Genomic DNA, 22,147 nt, shown 5'->3' on the forward strand with positions numbered 1-22,147 from the left:
TGGCGGATCTTCCGCAGGTCCCGATGCAGTCCCAACCGCATGACGTCAATCGCCAAGGCCGTCCTCACACTGGAGCTGCAACGCTGAAGAAGCTCCATGAATCACGACGACGTCCTCGCCTTGCCGGAAGATGAGCTTCAGGTTGGGCATCTGGTATACGGCGTCCGGTTGCTTCAGGATCTCCACGACCCGTTCGTCGGGGAAGTCGTGCCTGTCGCCCCCGTGGTACTTGGGATGTCTCCTGAATCCGCCGTTCTGTGCGTCCTCGATGATTTCGGCTACGACCTTGTCGGTCCGCCTTTGGGCCTTCTCCTCCTTCGTGTACTTGGGCGCCAGACCCAGCGGGTCGCATCCGCTGTGCGGGTTGCCCACGTACGCGACGGGGTTCGGGGCGGGAGCCAGCCCGAGGGGGTCCGGGGAGGTGTAGCGGCCGGTCTCGGGGTCGTAGTGACGGAAGAGGTTGTAGTGGAGGCCGGTCTCGGGGTCGTAGTACTGGCCGGGGAAGCGCAGGGGGATGTACGTGCGGCTCTCGCGGGCCCAGGCGGTGGTGCCCCACAAAGTCGCCCGGGAGCGCCAGGCGATGTCGCCGGACTCGTCGATCAGTTCGGTGGGAGTGCCGACGAGGTCCGTGGCGATGGCGAAGAAGCGGCGGTCGATCTCCTCCTGGCGGTCGTCGGCCGTGAGGATCCGCTCGGTCTGGGCCAGGGGTACGGCGCCGCGGTGGTCCCAGGTGAGGGCGATCGTGTGCGGGGTGTCGGGCTGCTGGCTGATCTGTTCGCACAGGGTCATTCCGTCCCAGGTGAACCGGACCTCCTCGACCACGCTGTCGCCGTCCGCCGACTGGCGCTGCTTCGCGACGCGGCGGCCGAGCGGATCGTAGCGGTACCTCCACACGGTCCCGTCGGGGGTGGTCACGGAGGTGAGGCGATTCTCCGTGTCCCACGCGTACCGCCAGGTGTCCGGCTTCCGGGAGAGCCGGGTCTTCTGCCGGAGGGTGACCCGGCCGAGGGCGTCGTACTCGAAACGGACGTCTCCGGCGCGGGTGACGTTGGTACCGGTGTAGGTGCGCGATCCGGTGGCTTCGCCGCCGGGGTGGTCGGCCGGCCAGGACGCCCAGGTCTGGTTGCCGGTGTTGTCGTAGGCGTACCGCTCCGTCCAGCCCTGGGCTTGGACGGCGGTGACCCGGCCCGCCCGGTCGAGGTCGAACGTGCGGGTGCCCGACAGCCGGTCCGCGACGGATATCAGGTGGCCGTCGGCGCGGTAGCCGTAGGTGCGGCTGTTGACCGCGCGGTGCCGCCCAGCGCATCGACGCGCGCGGCCAGCCGACCCGCTCCGTCCAACTGGTAGGTGAGGGTGCGGCCGTCGAAGTCGGTCTCGGAAACTATGTTGTCAGCGGCGTCGTACTCGTAGGTCCAAGCTCGCCCGTGCGGATCGGTGACCCGGGTGAGGCGTAGCGCGGCGTCGTGCTCGAACTCGTAGCGCGCGCCATCGGGTCCGGTGCGGGATGTCGGCAGGTCGAAGTGGGTGTACTCGAAACGGGTGATCCCACCGGAGGCGTCGGTGCGGGCGAGCAGGTTGCCCTCGCCGTCGTAGGTCCACAGCTCGGTGGCGCCGTCGGGGCCGGTGCGCCGGGCGAGCTGCCCGTCGGCGTGCCACTCCAGGTGGGTGACACCGCCCACCGGATCGGTAATGCGGACCGGCCGGCCGAGGCCGTCCCGCTCCGTGCGGGTGAGGGCACCGGCCTAGTCGGTCACCTCCACGGGCAGCCCCGCGGCGTCGCACACCACGTGGGTCGTGGCTCCTACCGCATCGGTGAGCGAGGTGAGCCGGCCGGCCTGGTCGTAGGTGTAGCGGGTCGTGAAGCCCGCCGGGTCGGTGACCGCCGTGCGGTTTCCGCGTTCGTCGTACTCGTGGAGCATGCGGGAACCGTCGGGCCCGAAGACTTGCTCGGGCAGACCGAACGGGCCGCGCACGGTGTGCAGTTCACTTCCGTCGGGGCGGACGGCGCGGACGAGGCGGCCCTCCTCGTCGTAGGAGAAGACGGTGGTGAGACCCAGCGGGTCGGTGCGGGACAACAGGTTGCCGCGCGGGTCGTACGCATGGCGGGTGGTGTGGCCGAGCGGGTCGGTGACGGCCAGGAGCTTGCAGCCGGGGCCGAACAGGTGGTGGGTCGCGTGCCCGTCCGGTGTGGTCAGCGTGGTGGTGTGGTGACCCCTTTCCGGGTCCGGTTCGCTGTAGGACAGGGCGATCTGGATGTGACCGGCCTCGCCGCCCTCCGCCACGACTCGGTCGCGGTCGTCGTAGACGTAGTCGTAGCGGCTTCCGTTGGAATCGATCCAGGCGGTGACGCGGCGCCGGTCATCGTAGACGAAGGCGGTGGTGGCACCTGACGGCTTGGTGACCGTGGTGAGGTTGCCGTCCTCGTAGCCGTAGTTCATCAAGGGCAGGTCGGCGCCGCCTGGGCCTGCGCCGGCCAAGGACAGGGCGGTGACCAGGCCGTCAGCGACGGACAGCGTCATGTGGTGGCCTGCCGAGTGGACCAGACCCAGCGGCACGCCGTCCTCGTCGCGGTCGATGTCGATGCTGTGACCGTTGCGTTCGGATATGCGGGACGGTTGGACATCGGCACCACCGCGTCCAGCAGCCGCGCGCCGAGCATCGTCAGGTAGGGCCTCTCGCGGTCGCCCTCACCACGCGCCTGTGCGAACCGGAACAGTGCTTCCTCGTCCGTGAACACGTACAGCCAGCGGATCCCGCCAGAGACGGCGCTCATCACACCACCAGCGACCTTCGCATCGGCACCGGCGTCGGCACGCGGGACGAGTAGGGCCGCGCGGCGGAACTCGCCCACTAGGCGCCTTGGATCCCCCAGGCCTGCACGGTATGCGGATATCTCTGCGGTCAGTCCCACGACGTCGGGTCCTCCCCGTGATGCACACGCAAAGAGGCAACAGTAACTGGGCCGGCGCATCGCCCTGATGTCAGGCCGGGTCGTGTGGCAGCATCGGCAGGGTGATCATGGACGAGACGAGGATGAGCCTGCTCCGTGGGGCCGCGCTGAACAACGCCGCCTGGTGCGACGCGGTGTGTCGTGCGCACGGGTTGTCGCCGCGGTACGACGGCGAGCAGCTCTGGTCCAGTGCGCGGCGGACTCCGCCGATGTATCCCGATGCCGTGACGCTGGAACCGGGCGTACCGGCGCGGAACGTGGTCCGGGGGGTCGACGCCGCCTCCGCCGGCTGTTCGGTGAAGGACAGCTTCGCCGACCTGGACCTGGCCGGGGACGGCTTCGAGGTGCTGTTCGAGGCGCAGTGGATCCATCGGCCCGCCGGGGCGCCGCTCCCCGAGGCGGAGGGGGAAGCGGCCGGGCTGGAGTGGTCCGAGGTCTCGGGCGCCGAGGAGCTGGCGGACTGGGAGGGCGCCGGGGGCGGCGGGCCGTTCCGGGCGGGCCTGCTCGGCGAGGGGATCGTCTTCCTGGCCGGGCGCGCGGGCAGCCGGATCGTCGCCGGGGCCGTCGTGAGCACCGGTGGGGGCGTGGTCGGCGTGTCCAACCTGTTCGGCGCCGCCTGGGCGGGTGTCCTCGGCGCGGTCGCCGACCGCTGGCCGGAGCTGGACGTGGTCGGCTACGAGCACGGGGAGGACCTGGACGCGGCGGTCCGGGCCGGGTTCACGCCCATCGGTCCGCTGCGGGTCTGGCTATTTGCCCAGTGATCAACTTCGGGTGAGACTGGCGTCGTGACATCGCATCAGACGGGCCGACTCATCGGCGCCTTATTCGGACTCGTCTTCGTCCTGGCCAACGCCGGAGCCCTGCCCACGGCCGCCGCCGTGCCGGTGTGCGTCCTCGCGATCGCCTCGTTCGTCGGGCTGTTCGTCGCGCTGCGGCGGGTACCGGCTCCTCCGGCTGGCAGTACGACGCCGAGGCGGTTCGGGCGGAGCTTCCTCCTCGTGGTGGCCGCCGAAGTCGCCGTCGCGCTGGCCGGTTTCCTCGTCATCAACCTCGTCTTCCACGCCCCGCAGGCCGCGGTGCCCTGGCTCAGCCTGGTCGTCGGCCTGCACTTCTTCGGTCTCGCCGCCGTATGGCGCATGCCGTCGCTCCGGCCGCTGGCGGCCGCGATGGCCGCCTGTGGCGCCGCCGGTCTGGTCCTGGTCGCCGGTGGGGCCTCCCTCGCCGTCATCGCGGCCGTCGCGGGCATCGCCCCCGGCGCCCTGCTGCTCGGCTCCGTCGCCTGGAGCCTGCGCGCCCGCTAGCCGTCCAGTTCCAGCCGCGGCACGTCGGTACGTTCAATCCCGAACACCTGGGAGTACAGGGAGAGTTCGGCTTCCAGCGCACGGATCATGGTGTCGGCCCGCCGGAAGCCGTGGCCCTCGCCCTCGAAGGTCACGTACGCGTGCGGCACTGGCCGGTCCCGCAGGGCGTCGAGCAGCCGCTCCGCCTGGGCCGGCGGGCAGACCGGGTCCTCCAGTCCCTGGAGGAGTACGAACGGCGCCGTGATCCCGTCGGCGCGCGCCACCGGGGAACGCTCGCGGTTGAGTACGGCCAGGGTCTGCGGCGGCCCGGCCAGGCCGTCGATGTAGCGCGATTCCAGGTCGTGCGTCTCTTCGGCGAAGCCCACCAGGTCCAGCACCGGGTAGATGATCGCCGCGCACGCGTACAGGTCGGTGGCGGCCAGCGAGGCCGCCGCGGTCCAACCTCCGGCGCTGCCGCCGCGAATGGCGAGCCGGGCGGGGTCGGCGGTGCCCTCGGCGGCCAGCGAGCGGGCGACCGACGCGCAGTCCTCCACGTCCACCACACCCCACTGCTCGCGCAGCCGCTCCCGGTAGGCGCGGCCGTATCCGGTGGAGCCGCCGTAGTTCACCTCGACCACGCCGATGCCGCGCGAGGTGAAGTAGGCGATGTGCAGGTCGAGTACGGGCGGCACGTGGTCGGTGGGTCCGCCGTGCGCCCAGATCACGTACGGGGGCAGTTCGTCGGCGGCGGCCCGGACGGCCGGGTGGTGCGGCGGGTAGACGTGCGCGTGGATCTGGCGGTCGTCGGGGCCGAGGAAGGTGCGGCTCTGCGGCTCCGGGTAGTAGGCCGGGTCCACCGGGTCCGGGCGCTGCCCGCCGACCGCCCGCGCGTGCCCGGTGGCGGTGTCCAGCTCGACCACCTCGTACGCGCTGCGCGGGCTGGCGGCGACGCCGTAGACCCGGGTGCCGTGCACGGCGAGGGTGGGCTGCCAGGCGGTCCACGGCCCGGCGGCGTCCACCAGGTCGCCGCTCTCCGGGTCGAGGATGCCGAGCACCGAGGAGCCCTGCCCGTGCAGGACGGCGACGAGCCCGGTCCCCGAGCCCGCCGGGTGCGGGGTGTCCCCGGGCAGCGGGGCGAGCCAGCGCAGCCCCGGCTTCCACAGCGGGCCGCCGAACTCCTCCTCCCGCGGGCAGAGGTTGATCGCCCAGCCGGTCCGCGGGTCCACGCCGTACGGGTTCCACCAGCCGCCGCGGTCGCTGACCGCGAGGAGGGTCCCCTCGGCCGTCCACTCGACCTGGGCGACGGCCTCGTCGGGGCCGCCGAGTACGGTCCGGGCGTCGGCCAGCTGCCCGTCCCCGGTGACCTCGGCGACCCGGAGCTCGGTACCGTCCCACGGCATCAGGGGGTGGTCCCACACCAGCCAGGCGGCCCGCCGGCCGTCCGGGGAGAGCCGGGGCCCGGTGGTGAACCGGTACCGGTCGTGCGTCAACTCCCGCACCGCGCCGCGGTTCGCGGCCGCCGAGCCGTCCAGTGGCACGGCGGCCAGCACCCGGCGCACATCGGTCGGTGCGGGCCCGGTGAACTCCTCCAGCACGCACCAGACCTCGTCGCCGCGCAGCACCGGGTCGGCCCAGCGCAGGCCGCCGCCGGTCCGGGAGACCGGGGTCAGCGGCCGCGGCTCGGGGCCGCCGGGGGCATCGGGCTCGTACGCGTACAGCCGCTGGTCGGCGAAGTGGACGAAGACCAACAGCGGTCCGCCGGTGGGCCGTTCGGCCCCGGCCCAGGGCAGGCCGCCGTACTCGGTGACGCGGCTGCGCACGTTCCACGGGGCGGGGAGTTCGGTGATCTCGGGCCCGCCGTCGGCTAGGCGGCGGCGCACCAGGGTGCGGCGGCCGGCCTCCTCGGGCCGGGGTTCGGTCCACCACACCTCGGGGCCGACCGTGCCGAGGTACTCGGGCCGCCCGTCGAGGGAGGCGGCGAGGCCGGCGTCGATGGGTGAGGGCCAGCTGCCGTAGGGCCGGGTCGTCGCCATCACCGGGCCCCGTTCACAGGGTCCGCAGCGCGTGGTCGAGGACGCGAACGCCGAAGTGCAGGGCTTCGACGGGCACCCGCTCGTCCACGCCGTGGAAGAGGGCCCAGTAGTCGAAGCCGGGCGGCAGCTTCAGCGGGGAGAAGCCGTAGCCGGTGATGCCGAGGCGGGAGAACTGCTTGGCGTCGGTGCCGCCCGCCATGCAGAAGGGGATCACGTGGCCGGCCGGGTCGAACCGTTCCACGGACTCGCGCAGGATCCCGAACGTCCGGCCGTCCACGGGGGCTTGGAGGGCGACCTCCCGGTGGTGGAACTCCCAGCGCACGTCGGGGCCGGTGAGGGCGTCGAGGGTGGCGGTGAACTCGGCTTCGCCGCCGGGCACGGTCCGGCCGTCGACGTAGCCGGTGGCGTGCTCGGGGATCACGTTGAGCTTGTAACCGGCGCTGAGCATGGTCGGGTTGGCGCTGTTGCGCACGGTGGCGCGGACCAGCGCGCCGGCCGGGCCGAGCCGGTCGAGGAGCGCGTCGACGTCGAGGCCCGGCTGCCGCGGGTCCACCGACAGGCCCTGCAGGGCGGCGAGTTCGACGATGCAGGCGGTGACGGTGTCGGTGAGCCGGACCGGCCAGTCGTGGGCGCCGATCCGCGCGACGGCGGCGGCGAGCCGGCTGACGGCGTTGGCCCCGTTCGGCTTGGAGCCGTGACCTGCGGTGCCGTGCGCGGTCAGCTTCAGCCAGGCGGTGCCCCGCTCCCCCGCCGCGATCGGGTAGAGGGCGCGGCCGCCGGGGCCGCCGTGCACGGTGAAGGCCCCGGACTCGCTGATGCCCTCGGTGCAGCCTTCGAAGAGGTGCGGGTGGTGATCGGCGAGGAAGCCGGAGCCGTCGACCGCGCTGTCCTCCTCGTCGGCGGTGTAGGCGATCACGATGTCCCGGCGCGGTTTCACTCCCGCGCGCGCCCAGGCCCGTACGACGGCCAGCACCATCGCGTCCATGTTCTTCATGTCGACGGCGCCGCGCCCCCAGACCACGCCGTCGCGCACCTCGCCGGAGAAGGGGTCCACGCTCCAGTCGGCGGCCTCGGCCGGGACCACGTCGAGGTGGCCGTGGACGAGGAGGGCCTCGGCGGAGGGGTCGGTGCCCTCGATCCGGGCGACCACGTTGGTGCGGCCGGGGGTGCGCTCCAGTAGGAGCGGCTCGAGGCCGGCGGCGGCGAGCCGCTCGGCGACGTACTCGGCGGCGGGGCGCTCGCGGCAGTCGCCGCCGCCTCGGTTGGTGGTGTCGATCCGGATGAGGCCGGAGGTGAACTCGACGGCCTCGTCGAGAGCCACCGTGTCCACCGCATTCATCGTGTTCACCGCGGCCAACACGCCCGCCGTGTCCACCGGGTCCGCGATGTCGACGGCTCCGGCTCCGGCTCCGGCGGGGATCTCGGCGTTGGTTGCGCGCATGTCAGCCATACTGCTCCTCCACGGCCGCCGAGACGACCGTCGTGACCGCTTTGAAGGCCCGGATCCCCTCGTACATGGTTTCGCTGGTGTACGCGACCTTGCGCTCCCCGGACCGCTCCACGCCGGGGACCACCGTCGCGGACATGGCCAGGTGCGCGGCGTCGAACTCCAGCTCCACGGTGAAGGGGCCGCCGCGGACCGGATCGTGCCGTACGGCCAGCGCGGTGGCCTCCTTGGCCGCGGCCCGGATGTCGGCGGCGGTACGGGCCGGGGTGCGGCACACGGCGGCGTAGCGCGAAACGTGGTCCTTGACGGCGACGGTGGCGGCTCCGGGCGCGTATCCGGCGGCGTCCACGCAGGTCAGGTCGTCGCCGGTGACCAGGATGACGGGGACCCCGTACTCGGCGACGACGTGCGCGTTGAGCAGCCCCTCGCTGGCGCGCGTCCCGTTGACCCAGACTCCGGTGATGGAGTTGGCGAGGTAGGTGTGGGCGAGGACCCCCTCGGAGCCGGCTCCGGTGTGGTAGCCGACGAAGGCGATGCCGTCGACGTCGCCGTGCTGGACGCCCTCGACCATGGAGAGGGTCTTGTGGCGGCCGGTGATCATCTCGGCGCGGGCGTCGAGCTTCTCCAGCAGCAGGTTGCGCATGGTCCAGTGCGCCTCGTTGATGAGGACCTGGTCGGCTCCGCCGTCGTAGAAGCCGAGTACGGCGGCGTTGACGTCGGAGGTGAACATCGCGCGGCAGCGTTCCCACTGCGGGGTTCCGGGCAGCACGTCCGCGGGCCAGGTGACGCCGGTGGCGCCTTCCATGTCGGCGGAGATGAGGATCTTCATCGGGCCCCCGGGCGGTCGGTTGCGCTCAGGGTGCCACCCTAGCCGCCGAAGCCCCCGGTGGCCGTGGGGCTCACGCCCCGGCGCGGCGCGCGGTCCGTGGCTCCCGCCGCGCGGCCGGTCGGTGCGCGGTCCGTTGGCCGCGACCCGTAGGTCCGTCCACCCGTCGCCCCGTCGCCCCGTTTCGGTCCGCCCGTCCGCGCGTCCGCCCGTGGGCCGAGCGAGCCGCGGCCCGCGGGCGCTGCGGGTTCACCCGATCCGGTGAGGCCGCCGGCCCGGCCCCACCGTCAACGCCGTTGCTCAGCGCTCCACTTCGGTGGCCAGGTTCTCCAGCACGCTGTCGTAGATCCGGCCGAGGCCCTTGGGCGCGAAGGTGCGCTCGAAGAAGCCGCCGATGCCGCCGGCGCCGTTCCAGACGGTGGTGACCACGGCCTTGGACTTGCCCTCACCGGCCGGGGTGACCCGCCAGGTGGTGACCATGGAGGAGTTGCGGTCCTTCTCCACCAGCTCGCCGTCGGTCGGCTCGCTGACCTCCAGCAAGCAGTCGCGCACGCGCTTGCTGGTGGCCTGGAGCTTCCAGTGCACCAGGGTGCCCTCGCCGTCGCCGCCCTCGCGCACCTCGTACTCGCTGAAGTGCTCGGGCAGCAGCTTCCCGCGGGTCCCGGTGTAGTCCGCCAGCGCGTCGAACACGGTCTCCGCGTCAGCCGCGATGATCCGCTCCGTGGTGGCCTCGACCTGCGCCATAGCTGTTCCTCCAGCAGTTGTGTCCGCTCGTCACGGCGAAGCCAACCACCTCCGGGGCGGTGGCCCAAATCCGGGTCAGACGTGGCAGCGGAGCTTGACCAGGAGCGTGTCCCCGGGCAGCTCCTCCAGGTAGCCGGTCCTGGCGGTATCCCGGAGCCAGGGCAGGGGCGGGCGGTGGACGCAGGCGTCCGGGCCGTCGCACTCGCCGTGGACGGCGGGCTCGTCCTCCCCGTACCACCAACCGTCGAGGGTGAGCACGTGCTGGTGCCAGGGTGTCCCGGCGCTCTCCGCGGCGGCGAAGTCCTCCCGGCCGGTCCAGCCGACGCTCTCGGCGGCGGCCCCGTGCTGGAGGAACCCGCCGAGGTAGTACCCGCGGTGGGCCTCCAGGAGGGCGGCCACGCCCTCCCGGTAGGCGACGACCAGCGGCTGGGCGTCGAAGGCCGCCCCCGCCTCCTGGTCGGCCTCGCGCCCGGCCCGGTACTCCTCCGAGGTCGGCCAGGGCGAGTCCCACACCATACGGCGCGGCTGGGCGGGCGGGTGGCTCCGGGCTAGCTCCCGCCACAGGTCCCATGCGGCCCGGGCGATGTCCCGCGCCTCGGCCCGGATCTCGGCGAAGGCCATCGCCTCGCGGGGCCCGCCGGCGCACCAGCCGGGCACGCCGTCGTCGCGGACCTCGCGCACGATCCGCGGGTCGTCCTCGTACCCCGGCAGCAGCTGGAAGCCGTCGCGGTAGCTGCCGTTGCCGCAGATGGTCCACCCGTCCCAGATGTCCAGTTCCTCGTCCCGGGTGAAGTCGATCTCGAAGGGGGCCATCGCCTCGGCAAGCGCCTCGTCGAGCCTGGTCCGGGCCTCGCCGGGGAGGCACACCACGATCCGCATTCCAGCCATGGCCGGAATTTCGCACACCCGCCCCGCTGCGATCAAAGGAATTTCGGTCCGCACGATCATGGGAACATTTGTTCTATTCTCGGCGCCAGAGCTACCGAGGGAGGCGCACCATGCGCTGGGAGAACCTGACCGAGGGGTCCGCGGGGCCGGCCGCGCTCTTCGGGGCCGACGCCGTCGTGACCCGGACCATCGACACCCCCGAGTTCCGGGGGATCACCTTCCACGAGGTGCGCGCCCGGTCGATCGTCAACCGCGTGCCCGGCGCCTCCCGCATGCCGTTCGAATGGACCGTAAACCCCTACCGGGGATGCAGCCACGCCTGCGTGTACTGCTTCGCCCGCAAGACGCACAGCTATCTCGACCTCGACACCGGCGTCGGCTTCGACTCCCAGATCGTCGTCAAGACCAACGCCCCCGACCTGCTGCGCCGCGAGCTCGGCTCGCCCCGCTGGACCGGCGCGCACATCGCCATGGGCACCAACGTCGACTGCTACCAGCGCGCAGAAGGCCGCTATCGGCTGATGCCCGGGATCATCGAGGCCCTGCGCGACCGCGCCAACCCCTTCTCGATCCTCACCAAGGGCACGCTGATCCTGCGCGACCTCCCCCTGCTGCAGGAGGCCGCCGAGGTCACCGAGGTCGGCATCTCGGTCTCGGTCGGATTCACCGACACCGGGCTCTGGCGGACCGTCGAACCGGGCACCCCTTCCCCCGCCGCCCGACTGGGCGCCGTACGGGCGCTCACCGATGCCGGGATCGAGTGCGGGGTGCTGATGGCCCCGGTGATCCCCTTCCTCGGGGACTCCCCGGAGCAGCTGCGGGCGACCGTACGGGCCGTGGCCGGGGCCGGCGCGACCTCCGTGACACCCCTGGTACTCCATCTGCGGCCCGGGGCGCGCGAGTGGTTCACGGCCTGGCTGGGCACCCACCACCCCCACCTGGTCCCCCGGTACGAGCGGATGTACGCGGGCGGGTCGTACGCACCCACCTGGTACCAGCGCCGGATCACCCGCCAAGTCCACGAACTGGCGGCCGAATTCGGCATCGGCCCGGCCCGCCGAGGCGAGGCCCGCAAGATCGTCACGCCCGGGCGGCCGGACGGCTCCGCGCCCGCGGGAGCCACGCAGCTGAGCCTCCTGTGACGGCCGGCGCCGCCTGAACGGTCATCACATCGGGCCAATCGGCGACCCAATCCCGATTTCCAGGCGTGGTTTCCGGGACGATTCCGCCCAGAACCCTCGGCTGGGAGGCCCCATGCTCCACCCCTTGAAGAAGCGCACCGCTGTCCTGCTGTCGATCTCCACCGTCGCCGCCACCGTCGCCACCGCCCTCGCGAGCCCGGTGACGGCCGCGCCCGCCGCCCCGGCCGATCCGGCCGCCGCGGCGCCGGCGCAGGCGGCGCTGCGCTGGACCGGCTGCACCACCCCGCGGTACCCCACGCTGCAGTGCGCGTCCCTCAAGGTGCCCCTCGACCACGCCCGTCCGGACGGGCGGCAGATCACCCTCGCCCTGACCCGTGTCCCCCACACCGGCGCCACCTCCCAGGGCCCGCTGCTGGTCAACCCGGGCGGCCCGGGCGGCAGCGGCCGCAGTCTGGCCGGGTACATCGCCTCCGCCCTGCCCAAGGAGGTGGCCGCCCAGTACGACGTGATCGGCTTCGACCCCCGCGGCGTCGGCAAGAGCGAGCCCGCCCTGGACTGCGCGGCCGGGCACTTCAAGCCCGCGCGGCCGGACTCCGTACCCATGGACCAGGCCACCGAACGGGCCAACCTGGACCGGGTGCGCTCCTTCGCCGAGTCCTGCGGGGCCAAACACGCGGACGTGCTGCCGTACATCGACACCGTCTCGGCCGCCCGGGACATCGAGGCGCTGCGCGGCGCCCTCGGCGCGGAGCGGATCAGCTACTTCGGCTACTCGTACGGGACCTACCTGGGCGCGGTGTACGCCAAGCTGCACCCGGGCCGCGTGCACCGGCTCGTCCTGGACTCCGTGGTCGACCCCGGCGGGGTCTGGTACGAGGACAACCTCGCCCAGGACCTCGCCTTCGACGCCCGCCACAAGTCGTTCCTGGCCTGGGTGGCCCAGTACGACGCCACCTACAAGCTCGGCACCGACCCGGCGGCGGTCGAGCGGGCCTGGTACGCGATGCGGGACGCGCTGCGCGAGAGCCCGGCGGGGGGCAAGGTGGGGCCGGCGGAGCTGGAGGACACCTTCATGCCCGGCGGGTACTACAACGGCTACTGGCCGAACCTGGCCGAGGCCTTCGCCGCGTACGCGGTGGCCAAGGACCCGAAGCCGCTGGTGGCCGCCTACGAGCGGTTCGGCGCGGTGGAGCCCTCGGCGGGCAACGGCTACAGCGTCTACACGGCGGTCCAGTGCCGGGACTCGGCGTGGCCGAAGGACTGGAACCAGTGGCGCGCGGACATGTGGCGCACCCACGCCAAGGCGCCGTTCATGACCTGGAACAACGCCTGGTACAACGCCCCGTGCGCGTTCTGGCCGGCGGAGCCCCTCGACGCCCCGGACGTGACCAACGCCGATCTCCCGCCCGCCCTGCTGCTCCAGGCGACGGAGGACGCGGCGACCCCCTTCGAGGGGGCGCTCAGCATGCGGAAGAAGCTGTCGGGTTCGGCCCTGGTGGTGGAGGAGGGCGGCGGCAACCACGGCATCGCCCTGAGCGGCAACAAGTGCTTGGACGAGAAGGTGTCGGCCTACCTGACGACCGGCAGGGCCGCGGACGCCAGCTGCCCCGCCCAGGCGGCCCCGAAGCCGACCACGGCGACCCGCGCCGTGCCCGCCTCCGCGGGCGGCGCGGCCCTGCACGGCCTGCTCGGCTTCCGGGGCTGACGCCCACCCGATCCACCTGTCAGCACGAAACGGGGAAGGGGAAGGGCAAGGGGAAGAGAAGGAGGAAGGAGAAGGGGGCAAGATCGTGTCCATGACCACGACACCGTCGCACAGCAGCCACCTGACCCGTATCGCCGCACCGGAAGGGGTCGCCGCGAGCCCCCACTACAGCCACGTCGCGTGGGGCACGGGGCGTCTCGTCGCCGTGTCCGGACAGTGCGCGCTCGACGAGCGGGGCGAGGTCGTGGGCGAGGGGGATCCGGCCGCCCAGGCCCGGCAGGTGTTCGAGAACCTGCGCCATTGCCTGGCGGCGGCCGGGGCGACCTTCGAAGACGTCGTGAAGCTCACCTACTTCGTGACGGACGTCGCCCACCTCCCGGCGGTGCGGGAGGCCCGTGACGCGGTGATCCCGGCCGACCGGCTCCCGGCCTCCTCGGCGGTGCAGGTCTCCGCGCTGTTCCGGCCCGAACTCCTGGTCGAGATAGAGGCCTTCGCGGTCATCGCCGCATAGCGGGCCGCGATCCCCGGCCCGCGCGCCTCAGCCAGCGCGCCTCAGCCCGCGCGCCTCAGCCCGCGCGCCTCACCCCAGGTTGCGGAGCGCGGCCGTCGCCGCCACCGCCAGCCGGGGGTGGGACTGGGCGCGGGTGAGGAGTTCGCGCGCGCGGGGGTCGGCGAGCGCGCCGAGGCCCTCGATGCAGGCCAGGGCCACCCGCCAGTACGGGTCGTGCGGGTGCAGCAGCCGCGACAGGGTGGCCATCAGGGCCGGTACGGACTCGGGGGCGCGCAAGGCGGTGAGCAGCCGCACGGGCTGCAGGGCGTAGGCCGTGCGCAGGCCGTTGGTGGCGAGGGCGGCTGCCGCGCGGGCGGTGCGCGGGTCGTCCAGGACGGCCAGCGCCTCGGCGGCGGCCGCGCAGCGGGCGGGGTCCCGGTGGTTGAGGAGCAGGACGAGGGATTCGAAGGCGCGGCGGTCTCCCGCGAGGCCCAGCCGGTACGCGGCCAGTTCGCGGGCCCACAGGGGCAGCCCGGCCGACGTCAGGGAGGCGGCGAGACCGTCGGGGGCGGCCGAGAGCAACACCTCGTACTCGGGTGACGGTCCCGCCTCGGCCCGCAGGCGCTCCAGCACGTCGTTCACCCGGCCACCTTAGGGGGACACAGCGGTCGCCGCGCCGGGTTTCGGGACATCGGAGACAGCCCGTTGATCGATGATCGATGATCGGTACATTTGGGCGGTACAGGTCACATCTCCGCGCTCTGGCGGACCAGTTACCGGCGGGTTACTGTCGTTGCAACACGTACGAGGGCGGCCTGGTGACGCAGCCGCCTCGTGCCGGTCGGTTCGTTTCTCCACGGTGTGACCCCGGGACAGGGTTCCGCCGTTTCCGCCCCGGGGACCCGTTCTCCGCGGGCACCTCTCTTCGGGCCCGCTCACCCCGGTCCCTTCACCGCACGGCTCTTCCGTACGGCATCCGCGCGCGCCGTGCGCCGCGCGCCCCCCAGTCGTCACCCTCATCCACTGGAGTCCCTCGATGGACCGTCAGTCCAGTCAGCCCACCCTCCAGACCATCGCCGTCGTCGGCCTCGGCACGATGGGCACCGGCATCGCCGAGGTCCTCGCCCGGGCCGGCCGCGAGGTCATCGGCATCGACATCAGCGAGGCCGCCGCTCAGCGGGCCCAGGCCGCACTCGCCGCGGCCACCGCCCGCTCCGTCGCCCGGGAGCGGCTCACCGAGCAGGAGCGCGGAGACGTGCTCGCCCGCTTCCGCACCTTCACCGATCTGGGCGCCGCCGCCGAGGCCGATCTGGTCATCGAGGTCGTCCCCGAGTCGTACGAGATCAAGCAGCAGGTGTTCCGCGAACTCGACGCGATCGTGCGGCCCGACACCATCTTGGCCACCGGCACCAACGCCCTGTCGGTGACGCGCATGGCCGCCGAGTCCCTGCGCCCCGAGCGCGTGCTGGGCCTGCACTTCTTCAACCCGGCCCCGGCGATGAAGCTGGTCGAGATCGTCTCTTGCGTTCTGACCGCCCCGCCGGCCGTCGAGGCGGTCACCGAACTGGCCCGCGAGCTCGGCAAGGAGCCGGTTCCGGTCGGCGACCGGCCCGGCTTCGTCGCCGACGGCCTGCTGTTCGGCTACCTCAACCAGGCCGCCGCCATGTACGAGGCGCGGTACGCCTCCCGCGAGGACATCGACGCGGCGATGCGGCTCGGCTGCGGGCTGCCCATGGGCCCGCTCGCGCTGCTCGACCTGATCGGCGTGGACACCGCCCGTACCGTCCTGGAGGCCATGTACGCCTCCTCCGGCGACCGGCTGCACGCCCCGGCCCCGATCCTGGGCCAGCTGGCCGAGGCGGGCCTGACCGGTCAGAAGTCCGGCCGCGGCTTCTACACGTACGAGGCACCGGGCAGCTCGGTGATCGTCCGCGACCTGCAGACCCCGCTCGACGGGTCCCTGGTCGGCACCGGCCGTCCCGTCAGCTCGGTCGGCGTGGCCGGCTCGGGAACGATGGCGAGCGGGATCGCCCAGGTCTTCGCGCAGGCCGGTTACAGCGTGGTGCTCGCCGCCCGCAGCCAGGAGAAGGCCGAGGCCGCCAAGGCCGCGATCGGGAAGTCCTTGGGCCGTGCGGTGTCCAAGGGCCGCCTGAGCGAGGAGGGCGCGGCCCAGACCCTGGACCGGATCACCCCGGCCGGATCGCTGGACGCCTTCGCCGAGGTGGACCTGGCCGTGGAGGCCGTCGCCGAGGACCTGGCGGTCAAGCAAGAGCTGTTCGCGACCCTGGACAAGGTCTGCAAGCCGGGTGCGGTGCTGGCCACCACCACCTCTTCGCTGCCGGTGATCGCGGTCGCCCGCGTGACCTCGCGTCCGCAGGACGTGATCGGCATGCACTTCTTCAACCCGGCCCCGGCGATGAAGCTGGTCGAGGTGGTCCGGACCGTCCTGACCGCCGACGACGTGCACGCCACGGTCCGCGAGATCTGCCTCAAGGTGCGCAAGCACCCGGTGGACTGCGGCGACCGGGCCGGCTTCATCGTGAACGCGCTGCTGTTCCCGTACCTCAACAACGCGATCAAGATGGTCGAGCAGCACTACGCCGACATCGACCAGATCGACGCGGCGATGAAGCTGGGCGGCGGCTACCCGATGGGCCCGTTCGAGCTCCTCGACGTGGTCGGCCTGGACGTCTCGCTGGCCATCGAGAAGGTCCTGCACAAGGAGTTCCGCGACCCGGGGCTGGCCCCGTCCCCGCTGCTGGAGCACCTGGTGGCGGCGGGCTGCCTGGGCCGGAAGACCGGCCGCGGATTCCGTGAGTACGCCGCCCGCCGGTAATCCGTCGGGCCACGAGCCGGATGCGTGGGGAGGGCTGCTCGGGCCCGCCGGACCCTCACGGCGGGCCAACCCTCACGAGCCCAGTGCGGGCCCTCCCCCGCATCCACCCCTCTCTCACCCCCCGCAGGCGCGCACCCCTGCACGAATGAAGTACTTTCGCTCTATGTCCCAGCCCGCCAAGACCTCGCCCCGCGCCGCCACGGCCTCCGACACCCCGGAGAGTCCGGCCGGCACCAAGGCGGCCGCACAGCGGCTCAAGATGCGCCGCGAGCTCGCCGCCGCGGCCATGGAGCTCTTCGCGACCAAGGGGTACGAGGCGACGACGGTCGACGAGATCGCCGCGACGGCCGGGGTGGCGCGGCGGACCTTCTTCCGGCACTTCCGGTCCAAGGAAGAGGCGATCTTCCCGGACCACGACGACACCCTGACCCGCGCCGAGGCCGTCCTGGACGTGGCCCCGGCGCACGAGCACCCGCTCGACACGGTGTGCCGCGGGATCAAGGAAGTCATGAAGATGTACGCCGCCTCGCCGGCGGTGTCGGTGGAGCGCTACCGGCTGACCCGTGAGGTGCCGGCGCTGCGGGAGCGGGAGATCGCCTCGGTGGCCCGGTACGAGCGGTTGTTCACCCGCTACCTGCTGGCCCATTTCGACGAGCAGGACCACCACGACGGCAACGACGACCCGCTGCTGGCCGAGGTGGCCGCCTCGGCGGTGGTCACCGCCCACAACCACGTGCTGCGGCGCTGGCTGCGCGCGGGCGGCCAGGGGGACGTCGAGGCGCAGCTGGACCACGCGTTCTCGATCGTGCGGAAGACGTTCGGCACGGGCATCGGCGCGGGCCGCACCCTGAGCACGGAACCGGCCGCGCCGGCGGCCGTGCGCACGCAGGGCGAGGTGCTGGTGGCGGTGGCCCGCACCGACGCCCCGCTGGACGAGGTCATGCGGACCATCGAAGAGGCGCTGCGCGCCAAGTAGTCACCACTCCCCCGGCCGCCGCTGGGGGTGCCCCTGGTCACAGTGGCCGCTCCCGTTCCGGGGGCGGCCACTTTCGTATGTCCGGCTTGCCCCTACTCGCGGGTAACTCTGATCGATCATCGCTCATCGGTGCAGGTCAATCGGCAAATGAGAGAAAGTTTTGGCACGCGGTGCCTTGCTGAGTGACACGGGGTGCCATACGTTGAAGTCGTCCGGATGTCCCCGCGACCCACGCCCACCCGGCGTGGAACGCGCCCCGGATCGCCTGCGTCACCAGGCACCGCACGCCTCACCACGGGCGTCGCCCAGCACCACCGCACCAGCCGGACCGACGGCACACCGCACCCGCACCACGCACCCCGTTTACCTCAGCGCACCCTCATCAGCGCTAGCCGGAGGCTCACCGTGAAGGACATCCTGGACGCGATTCAGTCGCAGTCCGCCACCGCAGCAGACTTCGCGGCCCTGCCGCTCCCCGAGTCCTACCGCGCGATCACCGTGCACAAGGACGAGGCGGAGATGTTCGCCGGGCTCACCTCGCGCGAGAAGGACCCGCGCAAGTCCCTGCACCTGGACAACGTCCCGGTGCCGGAGCTCGGCCCGGGCGAGGCCCTGGTCGCCGTCATGGCCTCCTCGGTCAACTACAACTCCGTGTGGACCTCGATCTTCGAGCCGGTCTCCACCTTCAGCTTCCTGGAGCGCTACGGCCGCCTGTCGGAGCTCACCAAGCGCCACGACCTGCCGTACCACGTCATCGGCTCCGACCTCGCGGGCGTCGTCCTGCGCACCGGCCCCGGCGTCAACGCCTGGAACCCGGGCGACGAGGTCGTCGCGCACTGCCTCTCGGTCGAGCTGGAGTCCTCCGACGGCCACAACGACACGATGCTCGACCCCGAGCAGCGCATCTGGGGCTTCGAGACCAACTTCGGCGGCCTGGCGGAGATCGCGCTCGTCAAGTCGAACCAGCTGATGCCGAAGCCCGACCACCTGAGCTGGGAGGAGGCCGCCTCCCCCGGCCTGGTCAACTCCACGGCCTACCGCCAGCTGGTCTCCCAGAACGGCGCCGGCATGAAGCAGGGCGACAACGTCCTGATCTGGGGCGCCAGCGGCGGCCTCGGCTCCTACGCCACCCAGTTCGCGCTGGCCGGCGGCGCCAACCCGATCTGCGTGGTCTCCAGCCCCGAGAAGGCGGACATCTGCCGGGCCATGGGCGCCACGGCGGTCATCGACCGCAACGCCGAGGGCTACAAGTTCTGGAAGGACGAGCACACCCAGGACCCGCGCGAGTGGAAGCGCTTCGGCTCCAAGATCCGCGAGCTGACCGGCGGCGAGGACATCGACATCGTCTTCGAGCACCCGGGCCGCGAGACCTTCGGCGCCTCGGTCTACGTCACCCGCAAGGGCGGCACCATCACCACCTGCGCCTCGACCTCGGGCTACATGCACCAGTACGACAACCGCTACCTGTGGATGTCGCTGAAGCGGATCGTCGGCTCGCACTTCGCCAACTACCGCGAGGCGTGGGAAGCCAACCGCCTGATCGCCAAGGGCAAGATCCACCCCACCCTGTCGAAGGTCTACTCCCTCGAGGAGACCGGCCAGGCCGCCTACGACGTCCACCGCAACCTCCACCAGGGCAAGGTCGGCGTCCTCGCGCTGGCCCCCGAGGAGGGCCTGGGCGTCCGCGACCACGAGATGCGCGCCGAGCACCTCGACGCCATCAACCGCTTCCGCAACGTCTGAGACCGTTCAAAGGCCTAAGGGACAGCCTGAGATGACAGAGCGCCAGAAGGACCGTCCGTGGCTCATGCGGACGTACGCCGGCCACTCCACGGCCGAGGCGTCCAACGAGCTGTACCGCCGCAACCTCGCCAAGGGCCAGACCGGCCTGTCGGTCGCGTTCGACCTGCCGACGCAGACCGGCTACGACCCCGACCACATCCTCGCCCGCGGCGAGGTGGGCCGGGTCGGGGTCCCGGTCTCCCATCTGGGCGACATGCGGCGGCTGTTCCAGGACATACCCCTGGAGCAGATGAACACCTCGATGACGATCAACGCCACGGCCATGTGGCTGCTGGCGCTCTACCAGGTGGCCGCCGAGGAGCAGGGCGCGGACATCGCCCAGCTCCAGGGCACCACCCAGAACGACATCGTCAAGGAGTACCTCTCGCGCGGGACGCACGTCTTCCCGCCGGGGCCGTCCCTGCGGCTGACGACGGACATGATCGCGTACACGGTCAACCACATTCCCAAGTGGAACCCGATCAACATCTGCTCGTACCACCTCCAGGAGGCCGGGGCCACCCCGGTCCAGGAGATCTCGTACGCGATGTCCACGGCGATCGCGGTCCTCGACTCGGTGCGCGACTCGGGCCAGGTGCCCCAGGAGCGTTTCGGTGAGGTCGTCGCCCGGATCTCCTTCTTCGTGAACGCGGGCGTCCGCTTCATCGAGGAGATGTGCAAGATGCGCGCCTTCGGCCGCATCTGGGACAAGGTCACCAAGGAGCGCTACGGCATCGAGAACGCGAAGCAGCGTCGCTTCCGTTACGGCGTCCAGGTCAACTCCCTGGGACTCACCGAGGCGCAGCCGGAGAACAACGTCCAGCGCATCGTGCTGGAGATGCTCGCGGTCACCCTCTCCAAGGACGCCCGCGCCCGCGCCGTGCAGCTGCCCGCCTGGAACGAGGCGCTGGGTCTGCCCCGGCCCTGGGACCAGCAGTGGTCGCTGCGCATCCAGCAGGTCCTGGCGCTCGAGAGCGACCTGCTGGAGTACGAGGACATCTTCGCCGGATCCCACGTCATCGAGGCCAAAGTCGACTCCCTGGTCGCCGACTGCCTGGCCGAGATCGACCGGATCCAGGAGATGGGCGGCGCCATGGCGGCCGTCGAGTCCGGGTACCTGAAGGGCGAGCTGGTCTCCTCGCACGCCGAACGGCGGGCGCGGATCGAAGCCGGCGAGGACAAGATCGTCGGTGTCAACTGCTTCCAGCAGACCGAGGAGAACCCGCTCACGGCCGACCTCGACGGCGCGATCATGACGGTCGACCCGGCGACGGAGGCGTTCACCGTGGAGCGCATCGGCCGCTGGCGCGCCGAGCGGCAGGAGTCCTCGGACCGCCAGGGGAACGGCGACCCGTTCGTCTTCCCCACCACCCAGCAGGCGCTGGAGCGCCTCAAGGAGGCCGCGGCGGGCACCGAGAACCTGATGGAGGCCACGCTGGAGTGCGCCCGCGCCGGTGTCACCACCGGCGAGTGGGCCAGCGCGCTGCGCGAGGTGTTCGGCGAGTTCCGCGCCCCGACCGGGGTCTCCTCGGCCCCGGTCGCGGTCACCGCCGAGCCCGGTACGCCGATGCACGAGGTCCGCGAGAAGGTGTCCCGCACGGCCGACGAGCTCGGCTCGGGCCGGCTGCGCCTGCTGGTCGGCAAGCCCGGCCTGGACGGGCACTCCAACGGCGCCGAACAGATCGCCGTCCGGGCCCGCGACGCCGGCTTCGAGGTGGTCTACCAGGGCATCAGGCTGACCCCGGAGGAGATCTCCTCCGCGGCGCTGGCCGAGGACGTGCACTGCGTGGGACTGTCCATCCTGTCCGGTTCGCACAGCGCTCTGGTCCCGGACGTCCTGGAACGGCTGCGACTGGCGGGGGCGGGTGACATCCCCGTCATCGTCGGAGGCATCATTCCCAACGCCGACGCCGTGACGCTCAAGGCAGCGGGTGTCGCCGCCGTCTTCACGCCGAAGGACTTCGGCATCACGGAGATCATCGGCCGTATCGTCGACGAGATCCGCAAGGCCAACAAGCTCGCCCCCCTCGACATCGACAACGCACTCGTTGCAAGCACGGAGGTCCCCGCATGACCACGCCCGTCCACCCGGTGAACCGCCTTCGCCCGCGTCGCTCCTGCCTCGCGGTGCCCGGATCGAACCCGCGGTTCCTGGAGAAGGCCCAGGGCCTGCCGGCCGACCAGGTCTTCCTGGACCTGGAGGACGCCTGCGCGCCGCTCGCCAAGGAAGGCGCCCGCCACACCATCGTGGACGCGCTGAACAACGGCGACTGGACCGGCAAGACCCGCGTCGTGCGCGTCAACGACTGGACCACGCACTGGACCTACCGCGACGTCGTCACGGTCGTCGAGGGCGCCGGCCAAAACCTCGACTGCATCATGCTGCCGAAGGTCCAGGACGCCCAGCAGGTCGTCGCCCTCGACCTCCTCCTGACCCAGATCGAGAAGACCATGGGCTTCGAGGTCGGCAAGATCGGTATCGAGGCGCAGATCGAGAACGCCAAGGGTCTCGTGAACGTCGACGAGATCGCCGCCGCCTCGCCGCGGCTGGAGACCATCATCTTCGGCCCGGCCGACTTCATGGCTTCGATCAACATGAAGTCCCTGGTCGTGGGCATGCAGCCGCCCGGCTACCCGGCGGACGCCTACCACTACATCCTGATGCGGATCCTGATGGCGGCCCGCATGCACAACCTCCAGGCGATCGACGGCCCCTTCCTCCAGATCCGCGACGTGGACGCCTACCGCGAGGTGGCCGGCCGGGCCGCCGCGCTGGGCTTCGACGGCAAGTGGGTGCTGCACCCCGGTCAGGTCGACGCGGCCAACGAGGTCTTCTCCCCCTCGCAGGAGGACTACGACCACGCCGAGCTGATCCTCGACGCGTACGACTGGTGCACCTCGGAGGCCGGCGGCAAGAAGGGCTCCGCGATGCTCGGCGACGAGATGATCGACGAGGCCAGCCGCAAGATGGCCCTGGTCATCGCGGGCAAGGGCCGGGCCGCCGGCATGGAGCGCACCACCAAGTTCGAGACCCCGGAGGCCTGACCG

General features: G+C 71.9%; 17 protein-coding genes and 2 pseudogenes. 11 read left to right on the forward strand and 8 right to left on the reverse strand.

What is annotated here, in order from left to right:
- Window positions 1–87 (forward strand): annotated as a pseudogene (locus tag ACIQK6_RS08065) (IS5/IS1182 family transposase); the annotation flags it as partial.
- A gap of 240 nt (window positions 88–327) precedes the next feature.
- On the opposite strand, the pseudogene ACIQK6_RS08070 reads toward ACIQK6_RS08065, so the two are convergent.
- Window positions 328–2,603, reverse strand: a pseudogene (locus ACIQK6_RS08070) (RHS repeat-associated core domain-containing protein); the annotation flags it as partial.
- Window positions 2,516–2,911 (reverse strand): hypothetical protein, encoded by a 396-nt coding sequence (locus tag ACIQK6_RS08075; protein WP_402694532.1) that lies wholly within the window; start codon window positions 2,909–2,911, stop codon window positions 2,516–2,518. The pseudogene ACIQK6_RS08070 and the gene ACIQK6_RS08075, both read right to left, overlap by 88 nt.
- 107 nt (window positions 2,912–3,018) lie before the next feature.
- Here ACIQK6_RS08075 and ACIQK6_RS08080 point away from each other — a divergent pair, with 107 nt between their 5' ends.
- Window positions 3,019–3,711 (forward strand): hypothetical protein, encoded by a 693-nt coding sequence (locus tag ACIQK6_RS08080; protein WP_402694533.1) that lies wholly within the window; start codon window positions 3,019–3,021, stop codon window positions 3,709–3,711.
- 24 nt (window positions 3,712–3,735) lie between these two features.
- A complete protein-coding gene (locus tag ACIQK6_RS08085) occupies window positions 3,736–4,251 on the forward strand; it encodes a hypothetical protein (protein ID WP_402694534.1) in 516 nt (171 codons plus the stop codon).
- Here the strand turns inward: ACIQK6_RS08085 and ACIQK6_RS08090 are convergent.
- From ACIQK6_RS08090 to ACIQK6_RS08110, 5 genes are all read right to left on the reverse strand, one after another.
- Window positions 4,248–6,263, reverse strand: a complete 2,016-nt coding sequence (locus tag ACIQK6_RS08090) for a prolyl oligopeptidase family serine peptidase (protein ID WP_329097647.1) — start codon at window positions 6,261–6,263, stop codon at window positions 4,248–4,250. The two genes, ACIQK6_RS08085 and ACIQK6_RS08090, sit on opposite strands and share 4 nt — an antisense overlap.
- 13 nt (window positions 6,264–6,276) lie before the next feature.
- Window positions 6,277–7,602, reverse strand: coding sequence for a M20/M25/M40 family metallo-hydrolase (locus tag ACIQK6_RS08095; RefSeq protein ID WP_329107514.1), 1,326 nt, complete (start codon window positions 7,600–7,602; stop codon window positions 6,277–6,279).
- Window positions 7,603–7,705: 103 nt separating this feature from the next.
- A complete protein-coding gene (locus ACIQK6_RS08100; protein WP_189740868.1) occupies window positions 7,706–8,539 on the reverse strand; it encodes a M55 family metallopeptidase in 834 nt (277 codons plus the stop codon).
- Between the two features lie 297 nt (window positions 8,540–8,836).
- The gene (locus ACIQK6_RS08105) at window positions 8,837–9,280 is read right to left on the reverse strand and encodes an SRPBCC family protein (RefSeq protein WP_030729835.1); all 444 of its coding nucleotides are present in this window, start codon (window positions 9,278–9,280) and stop codon (window positions 8,837–8,839) included.
- Between the two features lie 75 nt (window positions 9,281–9,355).
- A complete protein-coding gene (locus tag ACIQK6_RS08110) occupies window positions 9,356–10,168 on the reverse strand; it encodes a hypothetical protein (protein ID WP_402694535.1) in 813 nt (270 codons plus the stop codon).
- Window positions 10,169–10,278: 110 nt separating this feature from the next.
- Between ACIQK6_RS08110 and ACIQK6_RS08115 the strand changes: the two genes are divergently transcribed.
- From ACIQK6_RS08115 to ACIQK6_RS08125, 3 genes are all read left to right on the forward strand, one after another.
- Window positions 10,279–11,310: an Rv2578c family radical SAM protein gene (locus ACIQK6_RS08115; protein WP_402694536.1), complete on the forward strand. Its 1,032-nt coding sequence runs from the start codon at window positions 10,279–10,281 to the stop codon at window positions 11,308–11,310.
- Window positions 11,311–11,422: 112 nt separating this feature from the next.
- Complete coding sequence (locus ACIQK6_RS08120) at window positions 11,423–13,015, forward strand: alpha/beta hydrolase (RefSeq protein ID WP_329097650.1); 1,593 nt, start codon at window positions 11,423–11,425, stop codon at window positions 13,013–13,015.
- A gap of 91 nt (window positions 13,016–13,106) precedes the next feature.
- Complete coding sequence (locus ACIQK6_RS08125; RefSeq protein ID WP_402694537.1) at window positions 13,107–13,526, forward strand: RidA family protein; 420 nt, start codon at window positions 13,107–13,109, stop codon at window positions 13,524–13,526.
- A gap of 69 nt (window positions 13,527–13,595) precedes the next feature.
- Here ACIQK6_RS08125 and ACIQK6_RS08130 read toward each other — a convergent pair whose 3' ends face one another.
- Complete coding sequence (locus ACIQK6_RS08130; RefSeq protein WP_329097652.1) at window positions 13,596–14,147, reverse strand: adenylosuccinate lyase; 552 nt, start codon at window positions 14,145–14,147, stop codon at window positions 13,596–13,598.
- Between the two features lie 394 nt (window positions 14,148–14,541).
- On the opposite strand from ACIQK6_RS08130, the gene ACIQK6_RS08135 reads away from it, so the two are divergent.
- The 5 genes from ACIQK6_RS08135 (at window position 14,542) to ACIQK6_RS08155 (ending at window position 22,144) form a co-directional block, all read left to right on the forward strand.
- A complete protein-coding gene (locus ACIQK6_RS08135) occupies window positions 14,542–16,341 on the forward strand; it encodes a 3-hydroxyacyl-CoA dehydrogenase family protein (RefSeq protein WP_329097654.1) in 1,800 nt (599 codons plus the stop codon).
- 163 nt (window positions 16,342–16,504) lie between these two features.
- Window positions 16,505–17,317: a TetR family transcriptional regulator gene (locus ACIQK6_RS08140; RefSeq protein ID WP_329097656.1), complete on the forward strand. Its 813-nt coding sequence runs from the start codon at window positions 16,505–16,507 to the stop codon at window positions 17,315–17,317.
- Window positions 17,318–17,722: 405 nt separating this feature from the next.
- On the forward strand, window positions 17,723–19,060 hold the full coding sequence (gene ccrA / locus ACIQK6_RS08145; RefSeq protein WP_329097658.1) for a crotonyl-CoA carboxylase/reductase: 1,338 nt from the start codon (window positions 17,723–17,725) through the stop codon (window positions 19,058–19,060).
- 31 nt (window positions 19,061–19,091) lie between these two features.
- Complete coding sequence (locus ACIQK6_RS08150; RefSeq protein ID WP_329097660.1) at window positions 19,092–21,173, forward strand: protein meaA; 2,082 nt, start codon at window positions 19,092–19,094, stop codon at window positions 21,171–21,173.
- Window positions 21,170–22,144: a CoA ester lyase gene (locus tag ACIQK6_RS08155; RefSeq protein ID WP_052872181.1), complete on the forward strand. Its 975-nt coding sequence runs from the start codon at window positions 21,170–21,172 to the stop codon at window positions 22,142–22,144. The genes ACIQK6_RS08150 and ACIQK6_RS08155 overlap by 4 nt, the downstream gene beginning before the upstream one ends.
- The last annotated feature ends 3 nt before the right edge of the window (window positions 22,145–22,147 follow it).

Origin of the sequence: Streptomyces sp. NPDC091682, from assembly GCF_044756625.1 — a bacterium.
In the GTDB taxonomy this organism is placed as follows: domain Bacteria; phylum Actinomycetota; class Actinomycetes; order Streptomycetales; family Streptomycetaceae; genus Streptomyces.

Coding starts and splice junctions, on each gene's coding strand:
- ACIQK6_RS08080 (WP_402694533.1), top strand. CDS start 3,019: ATGGACGAGACGAGGATGAGCCTGCTCCGTGGGGCCGCGCTGAACAAC.
- ACIQK6_RS08090 (WP_329097647.1), bottom strand. CDS start 6,263: ATGGCGACGACCCGGCCCTACGGCAGCTGGCCCTCACCCATCGACGCC.
- ACIQK6_RS08095 (WP_329107514.1), bottom strand. CDS start 7,602: ATGAATGCGGTGGACACGGTGGCTCTCGACGAGGCCGTCGAGTTCACC.
- ACIQK6_RS08100 (WP_189740868.1), bottom strand. CDS start 8,539: ATGAAGATCCTCATCTCCGCCGACATGGAAGGCGCCACCGGCGTCACC.
- ACIQK6_RS08105 (WP_030729835.1), bottom strand. CDS start 9,280: ATGGCGCAGGTCGAGGCCACCACGGAGCGGATCATCGCGGCTGACGCG.
- ACIQK6_RS08110 (WP_402694535.1), bottom strand. CDS start 10,168: ATGGCTGGAATGCGGATCGTGGTGTGCCTCCCCGGCGAGGCCCGGACC.
- ACIQK6_RS08115 (WP_402694536.1), top strand. CDS start 10,279: ATGCGCTGGGAGAACCTGACCGAGGGGTCCGCGGGGCCGGCCGCGCTC.
- ACIQK6_RS08120 (WP_329097650.1), top strand. CDS start 11,423: ATGCTCCACCCCTTGAAGAAGCGCACCGCTGTCCTGCTGTCGATCTCC.
- ACIQK6_RS08125 (WP_402694537.1), top strand. CDS start 13,107: ATGACCACGACACCGTCGCACAGCAGCCACCTGACCCGTATCGCCGCA.
- ACIQK6_RS08135 (WP_329097654.1), top strand. CDS start 14,542: ATGGACCGTCAGTCCAGTCAGCCCACCCTCCAGACCATCGCCGTCGTC.
- ACIQK6_RS08140 (WP_329097656.1), top strand. CDS start 16,505: ATGTCCCAGCCCGCCAAGACCTCGCCCCGCGCCGCCACGGCCTCCGAC.
- ACIQK6_RS08150 (WP_329097660.1), top strand. CDS start 19,092: ATGACAGAGCGCCAGAAGGACCGTCCGTGGCTCATGCGGACGTACGCC.
- ACIQK6_RS08155 (WP_052872181.1), top strand. CDS start 21,170: ATGACCACGCCCGTCCACCCGGTGAACCGCCTTCGCCCGCGTCGCTCC.